A 12621-nucleotide genomic window follows, 5' to 3' on the forward strand; every position below is an offset into this window, starting at 1 on the left:
CTCATCGGCGTTCTTTCTGCCGTTCTTAACCTCACCACAGTAGTGAACACGTGGTGAGAGTGAAGGGCTTGCCATCTCTAAGGATGTGTTGTGATAGGGGAGATGTCTCTGTTGTGCAATGACAGAAAATTCTGTGAATTGATAAGGCCCATGGACCATCAGAGTCAACAAACCATACTGCCTGACCTCATGAAATTTAAGTGTTCTCCTTGCCAGGCCGAAAAGGGGAAGACAGCTTTCACGGGGGATGGCGATGGGTGGATGTCGAGCATCATTTCACGGGGGTTTTTCAGATTCTTTATCTGGTAGGCGTGGTACTCAACGGCATGTCCTTTCGACATCTTGGTCTTTCCTCATAGGTGCCCTCCTTTCGGTGTTCCTGTCATGGGGGCTTCCTTCCTCCGGGCATGCCGCTTCAGAATCGAGTTCACCAATCAAATTTGTTCGAACGGTGATTCCCATTCTTGGGACCACGATGAATGCACAATCCGAACAGGTTGGCATTGTTGCGGAAATTCAATTGGAATTTCTTCAGCGACGGGATCACAAGGGCTTGGATCTTCAATTTCTTTCCAGGCCAGGGAAGTTTTCACCGTATGCACAACAATCGGTCAAAGACGCTTTAATTCTGGTGGTTGAGGCAGCTGGGCTGAACCCTGATTCATGGACGGTCAAGTTTATTTTGCCCTATCCGGGAGTCACGTTGTACGGGGAAAGTTTATCGGCCATGGCGGCTCTGAATGTCGTTGCCCTTGCTAAAAATGAGCCTGTGGATGAGGAGACGGTTTTGACGGGTACCGTCACGGCCGATGGACATGTGGGAACTGTGGGAGGAGTCCCGTTAAAGATTTTGGCTGCGTATGAACAACGGTATCGACGAGTACTTATTCCAGAGGAACCGGACGTGGCGGATGATGATTGGGAAACCCCGTTTCTGATGGAAGTGACACCGGTGGGATCCATCAAACACGCCTATCTCGCCTTAACCCATCGGCCTCTTCGAAGCCATCTTAATGACCAGTCCCTTGCTGCCAGCCTAACCCACTAACTTCTCTCCTATTGAACATACCGTCCTGTGTATCGTGATCTCTGTGGGGGAGGAGATTCCCCTTGTGTGGTGGATGAAAGGGTTTTGTCTCCCGCTTGCTTGTTTGGTTGGAATATTTCTATGGTAGCAAAAAGGGAAAGTATGAAATTTTGGCTTGGGTCTTTCTCTTTGCAGGTTTACGTGTTAAAGGAAATATCTATGGGGTAATTTTCTATGATCCGACCATGTTTTGCGGTTGATATTGATAATGTCTTAGGCCGGGCGGAGCCTGAAGTTCAGCGTTTATTTCAGGAATTGACGGGAAGATTGTGGCCTGTGGGTCTGTATGGCAGTGCCGGTGGATTGGATGCTAGCCAGTTAGCGCCTGAGCTCCTTGAAGAGATTTTTTGCCGGTTCCACCAGGAGTCTATCCCACGGCTACCTTTGTTTCCTGGGGCAAAACAGGCCTTGACTCTCATCCATCGTCGCTATCGGGTTATCATTGTGACGGCCCGTCGTCCGTATTCACGACCTCAGACTCTTTGTTGGTTAGAAAGACATGGTCTTCCTTTTGATGCGTTGTACCATACTGAAGAAAAAACCGACATTCCCGAAACAATTACAGCCGCGATTGACGATCATCCTCACCATATTCAGGCCTATCGTGCCCTCGGTAGACAAGTCTTTGTCATGGATCAACCCTGGAATCGTGCAATTCCTCATGCTGATGTTATTCGGGTGAGTGGTTGGGATGCTCTAGTGCAGTGGTTGCATGTCCGACATCTTCCCAGTTGGCCCAAACATATCCCGGAGTCTCCTACTGGTCGGCAGTTGTTCTCAGTTCATCTCAAGGTTTCTTCCTTGACGGCGGCCGGTGTGGGAACGGAATTCACACAGCCGTAAGTGGACGAGCGTTGGGGGGAGCAGGAAAGATTTTAAGGGAACCCGCCGATAAAGGGTAGAGGTTCTTTGCTTTTGAGATGCGGTTTAATTCCGCACAGATGTTGATCTCTGTTAAGCCAACTCCAGAAAACTAATGATAACTCTGCCTATTCACACGGTCCTGCTTGTTGACGATAACCCTGATGACTGTGAAATCGTCAAAGAGGCATGGGACGAGATCCCGATAGGACAGGAATTGCGGTGCGTGAATGATGGCACCGAATTGCTGGATTATTTGTATTGCCGTGGTCCATTTTCGAGGAGAGAATGCGCGCCACGCCCCAGTGTGATCCTCTTGGATTTGAATATGCCTCACATGACCGGCGGGGAAGTTCTCACTGAAATCAAGAAGGATCCATCTTTAGCATCCATACCCATTGTGGTGTTGACTACGTCAAAAGCTCCAAGAGATATCGGTCATACCGCCGGGATGGGAGTGAATGGATACATGCAAAAACCCGATTCTTATAGCGGGTATCTCCGGATGTTTACTAATTTGAAAATGCATTGGGCGGAAATTCTTGCCCAACCATTGGCCGGAAGTGGCGGGGATTCCTCTAACAATGTTGCCTGGTGTTAAAAGTCGGTGCTGTGAGGGATTTGCCATTCTTCCAGGCGAATTTTGGTTCCTGTTCTTTCTTCTCTCTTCATTTCTTTTGACCGCTCCTGCTCTAGATTGGTTTTTCCCGTCCCTCATGAAGGCTCGATATGCGGAATACAATTAGATTTCTTCATAATTAGCCGATTTCTCCTCTTTTTCGTCACGTGCATTATTGGCTTCCAGTGGTCCTGCATTTCAATATTTCTTATCCTAACTAGGGATTGGGAATGTTCGTTCTGTCCAGATAAGCGGCTTCTGCTCCCCCCTAAAGTTCTCTTCTCAACAACCGACACTATCCTATATGGACTAACGAGTAGTGATAACGAGAGATCCACCTGTCCAATTATCCTTCAGGGATCCTCTAATCATTCCTTGCGTTTGAAAACCTTGGGGGCAATGGGAAACACAATGAAAACACATTCTATTTTGGCGGGCGCAGTTATCCTGATGGGAACAACATTGCTGACGACAAGTTTTGCCTACGAGGCCTCTGAATATTTGCTGTTGACCCGTCACCGGGATTCGAATGGTCATTTGCTGGCGGGACCAACCCACCACCAATCGCAACCTTCCGTGATTCAAAAAACGGTCGTTCCTGCCCAACCTCAGACGTTTGAGCGGCGAAGTACGGAGTGGGGGATGAATGCCCAAGAGGTAAAGCTGAATGAACCGGTGCAACCGGTTTGGGAACTCCAATCTCCGGTCTTGGAGCCCTATGAGCAGCGGATAGGGTATCGTCGTCAAATCGAAGGAATTGACGCCTCGTTAACCTACACGTTTTACGAAGACCAACTTGCTCAGGCAAATTATTTATTTGAACCCAAACATGATGATGCAGTGGACTATGTGAACGATTTTCATACGGTCCAAAACTGGATAACCGAGTCCTATGGCATGCCGACCTCGATTCAGGAAATCTGGTTAGATACGTTGTACCAATATGATCAAAGTCTCTGGGGACAAGCCCTGCTTCGTGGCCATCTAAAAATGGTGGCCGAATGGCGGAACGATATTACGAATATTACGCTCCTGTTAGATGGAGGAGAGGATACGATAGGGTTAATGGCTGATTTCGATAGCGTGGCAGTCATCGCTCCCGCCTCAATGGAAGCCAAGGTGATTGAGGAAATTCCTCTTGTGGAAGAGACCACAATTGAAAAAATCTCTGTCAGCGAAGAACATTCAATGGAAGCACCGTCAGGGGAAGAGATGCCAACTGAATTCATATCCCAGGAGAATGAACCGGACACAAAGTTGTAAATTGACGGTCGAGTTTTCAACTTCGTCGAAATACTGGTGTATTGTGGGAGGAGGCCTTGCCTCCTCCTTTTTTTTTCTAAAATTTTTAGCTGTTGAATCGGTTTGCCATGGCACAATGGAGTTCCTAAGTTGATCCAACCTTTAGAAATAATGGGATGCTTGAATTCCTGGGCCTCTTTGGAAGATTACCGGCGAGAGATAGTGTGTGGAGGGGGAAAAGAGTTTTACCAATATCCAAAAGGGTAATAGGGATAAAACCGGCCATAACCTCCCCAGTACGAAAACCCATAGGGATAGAACAAGGGTTGAGGATAAGGGCCATATCGGGCGTAGTCAGATGGATATGCTGGCCAAACTTTGAGATGTTTAATGATAAGAGTGGGATAGGTATATATGGTTTCATCGAGACTTTGTTGGACAGAGCCGGATAGTTCTCCAGCCAGGGTGATCCGGCTTCCAGGAGGGACTGTGGCGGGATCTAGAAATTGTTCCTGTTCGGCAATAAATCGTCCTTGGGATTGCGTCAGTTCGGTTGTAGGCTCCTGTTCATCGATGAGGGGTAATTGAAGGATCGTGAGTTGTGTTGAATCTTTTAATCGTTTTGCCGCCAGGACTTGCCCTCCAAGTATGATTAGTTTTCCTTTGAAGCTGTCTGGGTCCTCTTTGATGCGTGGGAACAGTAATTGGGGGTCGATTTGGTCGGCCAGATCTGGAGGAAGGGTGCTTTTGTAGGGGGTAGAGCATCCGGTGGCATAAAACACGGTGAGGAATAAAAGGAAAACCAGTTTAGGGGGAAAAAATACAGGTGAGAGACTAATGGCGCGCGAGTAAGTCATCCTGCTCCTTCATCATCCTTTTTACAGCATATAGAGATGCAAATTCATCAGATTCATCTGATGGTTCTTTTGACCCTAGAGTTTTTTTTTATAATGGGTTTGGCGCCCATTCTCCAAGATGGGATCTCAGTCCTCCCGTTTAAGTGATTATACACTCCGGCCCATTTGCCCAAACTTGGCTCTTTGTCCTGCTTGTTTATGAGGTCGGTCGTCAGGGAGTTTTAAGGCCTCGCTATTAAGCCGGGATCCAGTCATGGGCATGACGTTGTCATGGACATTTAAAGGCAGGGAAAATTGATTAGAATCCTGGGGAGATCGAAAAAGGCACTTATCTTGAGAAGATAATGAGGATACGGGAAGAATTAAATTTTGGGTCAGTCAATCCGGAGGAAGCATGGATTCGGCTTTCCCTAAACATTAAATAATTTATATATCTCATTTTCCGTCGTGAGTCGTGTTCAGCAGTCAAGGCTTCTTTTTGGGTGTGGAAAACGTGATTTCGGTCGCAACCCAGTCGCGGTTTTCAGGGACGCCCTTTTTGGAAACCTCGGCCACCAGTCTGTCTCCAACCTGCGGCCGGGCATGCTCGACATGAATACCATTTTGTTGAAACGTAATTTGAGGATGAAAGGCAAGAGTGAGGGATTCCCCTTTTGGAGTTGTGACAACCACATGGTCATTTCCCAATTCAGTGACGGTTCCCATTACATGAGGAGCATCGCCATGGGCCCAGGCGGGGGTGGTCAAAAATAGGAAGCACAAAGCGGCTAGAATGCTGAAATATTTCATGATGGTGACTCCTTGGATAATAAAATCAATGATGGTGCTCTTGGGGAAAGACATCTTCTCCTGATAAAAATTGATCAATGGCTTCTTGTTGCTCGCGTTCTTCCCGGGTAAGAGGATTATATTGTTTCATCTCCGCAATTTCTTCAGGAGTGATATTGGGAAAATGTCGAACGAGGTGAACTAATTTCCAACTATCGAAATCCTCTTCCGGCAGACCTTTTCCCCAGGCCGGCATACCGGTAAATCGAATGCCGTAATGGATGACATAAAACAATTCTCCATCAGCCATGGATTGAATCACTGGGTCCCTGAGGTCAGGAACAGGAGGATAGAAATTCGGACCCATATGGGTTTTTCCACTTCCATCATTGGCGTGGCAAATGGCGCAGTGATCGGCAAAATGATGCCGGGCTTGTGCAAGATTTTCAGAAGAAAAAGGGACGGGGTTTGACATTTTGAGAAAGTGGCTCGGAGTTGCCAAATGTCGGATAAATCTGGCGGCTTTCACTTCCCACTCAGGCGGCGTGGCTTTGGCGGAGAATGTCCCCGGTAATACCCAGAGCGCAGCCAGGGTTGACCCGACCAACAGGAGAAGAATGATAATAAAAAAGATTTTAATTCGTCTCAACATAATTGGTCAGCTACTTATAGTGTACCTGTTCGGGGATTTTCTTCACAAGTCAAATGAACGTTCACCATCAGTGGATGCTTTTCCCTGTTTGGGGAAAGAAGTGAAATTGGGTAGTATGGGCAAATGGATAGAGTGATTCCGGTCCGAAACGATGTAATTTTATCTCCTCTCATGTCCCCGATGGCCTTTATTTGATGCCTATGACTTCTTCTCAGCTAGTCGCATCGTTGCAGGACCCGAAATGTTATTCACACCCTGTGAGTCAGGTTACGGTGGTGGAAACGCATATTTCGTGGGTATTGCTAACGGGTCAGTATGTCTACAAAATAAAAAAGCCGGTGTTGTTTTCGTTTGTTGATTTTTCGACACTTGAAAAACGGAGATGGTTTTGTGAAGAAGAGGTTCGTCTCAACAGACGGTTAGCCCCACAGCTTTATCTGGGGGTGGTCTCCATCACCGGGTCCCCTTCAGATCCTCGTATGGATGGCGACGGAAGCCCTTTTGAATGGGCCGTCAAAATGAAACAATTTCCTCCCGATCAGGAGTTTCAATATCTTCTTGAGACGGGCAACCTGCATGAATCTATGGTCGGTCAACTAGCCATAGATATTGGGACGTTTCATGTCCGGATTGAACCTGCAGGAGAGTCCCTTTCCTATGGAGAGCTGGATAGGGTATGGGGACCTATAGCAGAGTCCTTTGAGGGCATTCCTCTGGCAGCCCTCCCTACGCGGATTCAATTCTGTATGAAGGATATCGAGGAATGGACAAACCAGGAATGGAAACGATTGAGGCCAAAACTCAGAGAACGCAAATCTTCAGGGCAGATTCGAGAATGTCATGGGGATCTTCATTTAGGAAATATTGCGCTATTTGATGGCCGGATTTGTGTGTTTGATTCCTTAGAATTTAAACCAGAGTTGCGATGGATTGATGTCATCAGTGAAGTCGCGTTTTTGGTCATGGATCTAGAGAGCAGTAAACGAGTGGATTTGGCCTATTGGTTTTTAAACTGTTATCTGGAAGTGACTGGTGACTATGCCGGGATGAGTGTATTCAGGCTGTATGAGGTTTATCGGGCACTCGTTCGAGCTAAAGTGGCTGGCTTGCGTCTGGCTCAGGTCGAATCAGGAGGCCCGGTACAGGAGGAGATCCTTAACGAGATAATTAGATACGTGGAGTTGGCCCATCGATTGATGATGCCTGCTCCTCCAATGTTGATCTTGACGCATGGAGTATCCGGAACTGGGAAGACGACGGTCTCGACGGAAGTGGTGAAAGCTATGGGTGCCGTGCGCGTAAGATCCGATGTGGAACGGAAACGGATTCATTCCAAACAATGTAAGGTCGGCGCTGGTCCTGAAACATCAAAGAGGTTGTACGCGTCAGATATGACTCGTGTAACCTATGATCGGTTATGGGATCTTGCCAATACGATGTTAGAGGCAGGGTATTCTGTCGTTGTGGATGCTACATTCCTTGAGGGCGCACAAAGACAATCATTCATCCGACTCGCTCATGAACGACACGTGACCATTCTCATATTGGACGTTTGGGCGCCAGATGAAGTGTTGGCGGAGCGAATAGCAAGTCGGGCCAAGCAACAGACCGATGCCTCCGATGCAACGATTGGAGTCATGGAGGAGCAAAAGGCCAAAGAGGAGCCCTTAACCCAGGCCGAACAAGACACGACCATTCGCGTGGATTCGACCGATTTGGAAACGTTTAGATCTACGATAAGGAGCTTTATTGAACAACGAAGGAATAGTGAAACTTAAAGACAAGATAGTATAGCGAGAGTGATTCGATGATCTGATCCTGGCACGATATTCTCGCCCAGTAGGAACTTATGGCAGGGTTTGTAGAGCATTGAGGGGGGGCGTCAGTTTTCAATTTTAGAAGTGCATCCGGAAGATCAAAAAGGTTAGACATCTTTAGCAGCCCTAGTTCATCTTAACGCTGGGAGGCATGTGAAGAATGGCCGTGAAGGGTGTATCAGACTCCGTCTAATTCCTTTGCAGGTTTGTATGAAAGATTGCTTTTTATACAATCTATAAGTATCTGGTGCGAGAGATTGTTCCTGAACAAATTTTGATGTTATAGGTCAAAAAATCGCTTGGCTAAACAAGGTCACACTATTCCCTACAGAACCCGCCCCCCATCCAAATTGCGTCGCTAATGCCCCGAGAGGAGTTATCGGGTCATGTTCATAATAGACCTTTAACACAGTAAACTGTTGTACTGTTGCACCGGTGCCGGGAACATAGACCAAATAGTCGTAAAGATTTTGCGGCAAATCACAATTCGGAAGCGCTGGTGCCGCTACGCCTGAGCCGTTTAAGCCTCCTTGTTCAACGACCGTACAGGTAGGGTTATTGTTCGCGACGGTCCCGGCGGTAATTTGGGCTAAGTAAATATGATATTTGGATGGATAATTTTTGAAATCCAGTGCATTGTCGGTGGAGCCCAGAAGATCCATCATGTTCTGATTGGTCGTCAGGTTTCGTGAAGCTAAGCTTGCGCCCTCTCTGGCTAGTTGAGTGAGTGCGTTGCGTTCGTTGATAATGCTTCCATATTCAACAATCCCAAACGCGACAAAGAGGAAAATCATGAGGGAAAAGGCGAGTTCGATGGAAGCGGTTCCCCGTTCATTCCGCCCCCTCTGTATCAATGATGTCATCATGACCCGCCTCCTAAGATGAAATTTTCATTGCGGTAGGTCCCCTCGGATGAAATGACGATGGAATCGCCTGGTCCAAATAACCCACCAATCAATTGAGTGAAAAATTGATGGGTGAAATTTACCCGGACTCGCATAAAGGCTCCGGCACCACCGGCGCTTGCCGTTGCCACCACTGCCGGATCATCAGGATCGGTCCAATCGGCATCGACGGGGAAAATGAAAATGTCTGAAGGGTCAATATCCATGACTGCCGAGGCACTTTGTTGAATCGCTTGTTTGATTGAATTTTCACGGGATAAGGCATTCCCATTGCCATCGACTGAAGTCGCCCCCACGGTTCCAATACGAATGCCCTCTCGTACTGCAGACGTGAGGGTGTTCTGGTGCACAAAAAACCAACCCATTTCTGCTACGGCGAAGAGAGCGGTGAGAAACACCAGCATGGTCGCTCCCACTTCCACCGCCGAGATTCCCGATTCGCTCTGGCATGGAGACATCAGTTTCCGAAAAAACCTGATCAAGCTGTTCATTGGGGAACCCTCCTGCATGTGGACCCACCATCTTTGTCACGCGTGTTGTATTGGCAATCGTGTGCCATTGTGGTTCCCTAACTTATAAGGACGAGTTTGAGGATATTGGCAATTTGTTGAAAAATTCCTTCAAGTTCTGATGAATCAGGGGTGTAATAGACAAATTTCGGACCACTGGAGAGAGCGCTCAAGAAGTTTTGGTCTATATTCCCCAAGCCGATGGTATAGATTTCAATGCCTTGAGCTTTGATTGCTGCGGCATTGTCAATTGCCATCTGTTTAGCGAGATAGTCTAGGTACCCAGCGAGTGGACCGCCGGGAATATTGCATTGCTGGGAACCGTAACCGGAAATTGGTCCATAACTACCCATTCCATAGGTGGGATCTGAAAAGACATACCATCTTACGTTTAATTTGTTGGTGCCGCTTGGGCCGGAAGTATTTGGACAAGATGTACTACCTGATGTTTTTCCATCGCCTGTCCTGTAAGTTTTGTCCACACTAAATGTCGTGAACTGGTAGTCTGGTCGTTGCAAGTTTGACCATACAGCTGTGCCTGAACCATCAAGGGCGGCTACGGCATCATAATCGGTGCCATTATATTTAAACTGTCCACGAAAAGCCGTGGGGTTTCCATCGGAAAAAAAGACAACGACTTGCTTGGTCCGTTCATTGGGGGGGACGCCTGATTGATCGGACCACGGAAGGGCAAGGGCTTGAGCTAACGCATCTTCGGCATTTGTCCCCCCAGTGGCATTAAGACCATTAATGGCCGTAGTCATGGGGGAGACGTATCCATGATTCATGTCATATAATTTTTGGACCCCTGAGGCAAAGGATATTAGGGCAAATCGATTATCAGCTTGTTGATCGGTGAAGTTTTCTACAAAACTTTTAGCCCCATCTTTCAGGTCGCTGATGGGGCTGCCTCCCATTGACCCCGACACGTCAAGAACTAAGGCGATTTCCGCGTTACGGAGTTTGGCGGAACCGTCTGCTGCGATAGCGGTCTTGTCATGACCTCCCCCAACCACTCTTGCAAGTGAATTAATGGAGTTCGTGTCACCTTGCACCGTTACTTTTCCGTTTCCGTCGTCGGAAACCACGAACGTTGGTGTGTCAGTTCCTAACAGGCCTGGAGGAAAGTTGGCTTGAGCCACTTGTTCGACAAACCCGTGTAAGTCCGTAATATTCGGATTGTTTACATTCTTGGCTCCCGCAAAGGCGGCTCCATCGATCGCTTTACTCATTTCTCCCTGGATGGCATACCACCGTCCGACTTCAATGCCCAGGGCTGCAAACCCAAACAGGACCACAACAGCGATGCCGGTAATCAGGATGTAGGCACCGTGTTGGTTTCGTAACGGATTCTGTATCCTTTTGACTGAATTGCGTCCCATTTTCCATGTCTCCCTGGATAAAAGGATCAATAACTTCGCACACCTCACACCAATTACTCATTTTCACGGAAGCAACGCGGAGGTTCTTTGGTAGGAGAATATCGACTGAATCTTGAAAAACTTGCCAAATGAAAATACTGTCCAAATGGCTCGTTTTTCACATTTTGTGTCTAGTTGTCCGTGGAAGAGAGTACTTTTCGAATATTGCAAACAGGTCTTTTGGACAAAAACGTTGGTTTCCTGCCCCTTGTTCAAGGCCAATTGTGGTCATCGGATTTCCGGAGGTGAATCAGGTGTATGGATTTAGGAGAGGAGTCAGCTTTGAATAAGCTTTGAGGATTTGTAAGTGTTTAGGAGCGAAGCCCGTGAGCCTAAGGAGGAAGAATATGGGAAGACGAAGGAAATGGAGTGGATAGCAAGTTTTACGGCAGGAGAGGTCTTAATGAAGAATAGGAAGAATTTCTTGAGTGAATGGGAACGATCTATTGCTCAAGTTGGTTAAGCAATTGTTGGATTCGGGTGTCCGTTCCGCCAAGCTCAAGGTATTTCCGGTAGTGGATTTGTGCTTGAAGAAGATCCTTCTTGTGGAATTCGTAAAAGGCGCCAAGATTGAAATGGCCCTCCAAGGAATTCGGTTGCAAGGCGATTCCGGCTTGATACGCTTGTTCTGCCTCCATGGATTGATGATTTCCTGCGAACAGGACTCCCAGATTGAGAAAGGCCTCGGCATCCTGAGGCCTGAGTTCACTGACGCGTCTAAAATGCTCGATCGCTTTTGGGAGATTTCCTTGTTGTTGGTAAAGAAATCCAAGATTATAGTGGGCTTCCGATTGCTCCGGATTGTTTTGAATGACTTGTTGATAAGCATTTAAGGCCAGTGAGGGTTGATTTTGCCGTTCCGCAATTCGGCCAAGCAGTAACCAGCCATCTGTCTGGTGTGGGTGGTGGTCTGTCAATTGGGTAAGGAGGACCTGTGCTTGGTCGAAATCTTGGGCTTCCATAAACCGAGTAGCCAGATGATACAGCGCTTCTTCCTGGTAGGGTTGTTGAGTGAGAACTGCCTGGTATTCCTGAATAGCCTGACTCGTGAGTGCCTGTTTATCCAAGATTTTCGCGAGTGTGAGCCGAGCTTCCCAAAAACGCGGATAGATAGCGAGTGCCTGCTGAACGGCTTTTTGAGCGTCTTCCATATGATCTTGCTTGATATAGAGTAACGCCAAATCGTACTGCGCTTGAGCTAAATTCGGGTTTAGGCGGATGGCCTCTTGAAGGGCGGAAATCGCCTGTTCAGGTTGTTGGGTTAGTTGAAACTTCACCAAACCATACAAATGATGGGCTTCGGGAAAACCAGGGAATTCCTGGATGGCCTGTTCGAGTAATGATTGGGCGGTCTTGAAATTCTGCTTTTCAATGGCTGAAAGGGCATCACGATAAAAATTTCCGGCCTGGTGCCCGAACGCTGGCAAGGGCCAGAGGAATATAAGGCAAAGGAACATTCTCTGCCACGTTAAACCTTGCGAGTTAGCGCGGGGTAGAATGCCATGATTCGGATTGCCCATGGAGATCTTCTTTCAATCGAAGTGTTTTCAATCGGGAAGATTCAGAAAAACTGAGATTGAAAATTGTATCGTATTGTCTGCTGATTTGCCAGAATGTGAATCAGGGGGATTGAAAAAATAAACCTCAAAGCCAGGGGGTATTGTCCTTCAGATAGATAGGCTCGAACAGGAGAGTTTTTTTTTAATGTGCGACTGATTGAATCGCTAACAAGGGGGTTCTGGCACACAAGAGACCGAACAAAAGAAACCCTGAAAAAATGACAGAGCCACGCATCATCAATCCTCCTTTGGAAACCAAATGGTGATAGAAAATCACGTCAGAAGATGTATGTATCGGCATATATCTCATATTCCGGTGTGCAG

General features: G+C 47.3%; 12 protein-coding genes. 5 read left to right on the top strand and 7 right to left on the bottom strand.

The annotated features are described in order from the left end of the window. Window positions 1–475 precede the first annotated feature (475 nt). From PP769_RS08575 to PP769_RS08590, 4 genes are all read left to right on the top strand, one after another. The gene (locus tag PP769_RS08575; protein ID WP_312646651.1) at window positions 476–1048 is read left to right on the top strand and encodes a S16 family serine protease; all 573 of its coding nucleotides are present in this window, start codon (window positions 476–478) and stop codon (window positions 1046–1048) included. Between the two features lie 213 nt (window positions 1049–1261). After that, the gene (locus PP769_RS08580) at window positions 1262–1930 is read left to right on the top strand and encodes a 5' nucleotidase, NT5C type (protein ID WP_312646653.1); all 669 of its coding nucleotides are present in this window, start codon (window positions 1262–1264) and stop codon (window positions 1928–1930) included. Window positions 1931–2063: 133 nt separating this feature from the next. Next, on the top strand, window positions 2064–2549 hold the full coding sequence (locus tag PP769_RS08585) for a response regulator (protein ID WP_312646654.1): 486 nt from the start codon (window positions 2064–2066) through the stop codon (window positions 2547–2549). Window positions 2550–2978: 429 nt separating this feature from the next. Further along, window positions 2979–3830, top strand: coding sequence for a hypothetical protein (locus PP769_RS08590; protein WP_312646656.1), 852 nt, complete (start codon window positions 2979–2981; stop codon window positions 3828–3830). 224 nt (window positions 3831–4054) lie between these two features. Here PP769_RS08590 and PP769_RS08595 read toward each other — a convergent pair whose 3' ends face one another. The 3 genes from PP769_RS08595 to PP769_RS08605 form a co-directional block, all read right to left on the bottom strand. Next, window positions 4055–4666: a Slp family lipoprotein gene (locus PP769_RS08595; RefSeq protein ID WP_312646657.1), complete on the bottom strand. Its 612-nt coding sequence runs from the start codon at window positions 4664–4666 to the stop codon at window positions 4055–4057. A 465-nt stretch (window positions 4667–5131) separates the two neighbouring features. Next, window positions 5132–5455: a hypothetical protein gene (locus PP769_RS08600; protein WP_312646658.1), complete on the bottom strand. Its 324-nt coding sequence runs from the start codon at window positions 5453–5455 to the stop codon at window positions 5132–5134. Window positions 5456–5480: 25 nt separating this feature from the next. Further along, the gene (locus tag PP769_RS08605; RefSeq protein WP_312646659.1) at window positions 5481–6086 is read right to left on the bottom strand and encodes a c-type cytochrome; all 606 of its coding nucleotides are present in this window, start codon (window positions 6084–6086) and stop codon (window positions 5481–5483) included. A 200-nt stretch (window positions 6087–6286) separates the two neighbouring features. Between PP769_RS08605 and PP769_RS08610 the strand changes: the two genes are divergently transcribed. Then, complete coding sequence (locus tag PP769_RS08610) at window positions 6287–7864, top strand: bifunctional aminoglycoside phosphotransferase/ATP-binding protein (RefSeq protein WP_312646661.1); 1578 nt, start codon at window positions 6287–6289, stop codon at window positions 7862–7864. A 326-nt stretch (window positions 7865–8190) separates the two neighbouring features. Here PP769_RS08610 and PP769_RS08615 read toward each other — a convergent pair whose 3' ends face one another. The 4 genes from PP769_RS08615 to PP769_RS08630 all read right to left on the bottom strand — a co-directional run bounded on the left by PP769_RS08615 (window position 8191) and on the right by PP769_RS08630 (window position 12258). Then, window positions 8191–8769 carry a TadE/TadG family type IV pilus assembly protein gene (locus PP769_RS08615; protein ID WP_312646663.1) on the bottom strand — a complete coding sequence of 193 codons (579 nt, stop codon included), beginning with the start codon at window positions 8767–8769 and terminating at the stop codon, window positions 8191–8193. Beyond that, window positions 8766–9299 (bottom strand): TadE/TadG family type IV pilus assembly protein, encoded by a 534-nt coding sequence (locus PP769_RS08620; RefSeq protein ID WP_312646664.1) that lies wholly within the window; start codon window positions 9297–9299, stop codon window positions 8766–8768. Before PP769_RS08620 ends, PP769_RS08615 begins: the two co-directional genes overlap by 4 nt. A gap of 77 nt (window positions 9300–9376) precedes the next feature. After that, window positions 9377–10699 (bottom strand): VWA domain-containing protein, encoded by a 1323-nt coding sequence (locus tag PP769_RS08625; RefSeq protein WP_312646665.1) that lies wholly within the window; start codon window positions 10697–10699, stop codon window positions 9377–9379. Window positions 10700–11181: 482 nt separating this feature from the next. Then, window positions 11182–12258, bottom strand: a complete 1077-nt coding sequence (locus PP769_RS08630) for a tetratricopeptide repeat protein (RefSeq protein WP_312646666.1) — start codon at window positions 12256–12258, stop codon at window positions 11182–11184. Window positions 12259–12621 lie beyond the last annotated feature (363 nt).

Source organism: Candidatus Nitrospira allomarina, assembly GCF_032050975.1.
Taxonomy (GTDB): domain Bacteria; phylum Nitrospirota; class Nitrospiria; order Nitrospirales; family UBA8639; genus Nitrospira_E; species Nitrospira_E allomarina.

Coding starts and splice junctions, on each gene's coding strand:
- PP769_RS08610 (WP_312646661.1), top strand. CDS start 6,287: ATGACTTCTTCTCAGCTAGTCGCATCGTTGCAGGACCCGAAATGTTAT.
- PP769_RS08595 (WP_312646657.1), bottom strand. CDS start 4,666: ATGACTTACTCGCGCGCCATTAGTCTCTCACCTGTATTTTTTCCCCCT.
- PP769_RS08605 (WP_312646659.1), bottom strand. CDS start 6,086: ATGTTGAGACGAATTAAAATCTTTTTTATTATCATTCTTCTCCTGTTG.
- PP769_RS08575 (WP_312646651.1), top strand. CDS start 476: ATGAATGCACAATCCGAACAGGTTGGCATTGTTGCGGAAATTCAATTG.
- PP769_RS08615 (WP_312646663.1), bottom strand. CDS start 8,769: ATGATGACATCATTGATACAGAGGGGGCGGAATGAACGGGGAACCGCT.
- PP769_RS08590 (WP_312646656.1), top strand. CDS start 2,979: ATGAAAACACATTCTATTTTGGCGGGCGCAGTTATCCTGATGGGAACA.
- PP769_RS08630 (WP_312646666.1), bottom strand. CDS start 12,258: ATGGGCAATCCGAATCATGGCATTCTACCCCGCGCTAACTCGCAAGGT.
- PP769_RS08585 (WP_312646654.1), top strand. CDS start 2,064: ATGATAACTCTGCCTATTCACACGGTCCTGCTTGTTGACGATAACCCT.
- PP769_RS08580 (WP_312646653.1), top strand. CDS start 1,262: ATGATCCGACCATGTTTTGCGGTTGATATTGATAATGTCTTAGGCCGG.
- PP769_RS08625 (WP_312646665.1), bottom strand. CDS start 10,699: ATGGGACGCAATTCAGTCAAAAGGATACAGAATCCGTTACGAAACCAA.
- PP769_RS08620 (WP_312646664.1), bottom strand. CDS start 9,299: ATGAACAGCTTGATCAGGTTTTTTCGGAAACTGATGTCTCCATGCCAG.
- PP769_RS08600 (WP_312646658.1), bottom strand. CDS start 5,455: ATGAAATATTTCAGCATTCTAGCCGCTTTGTGCTTCCTATTTTTGACC.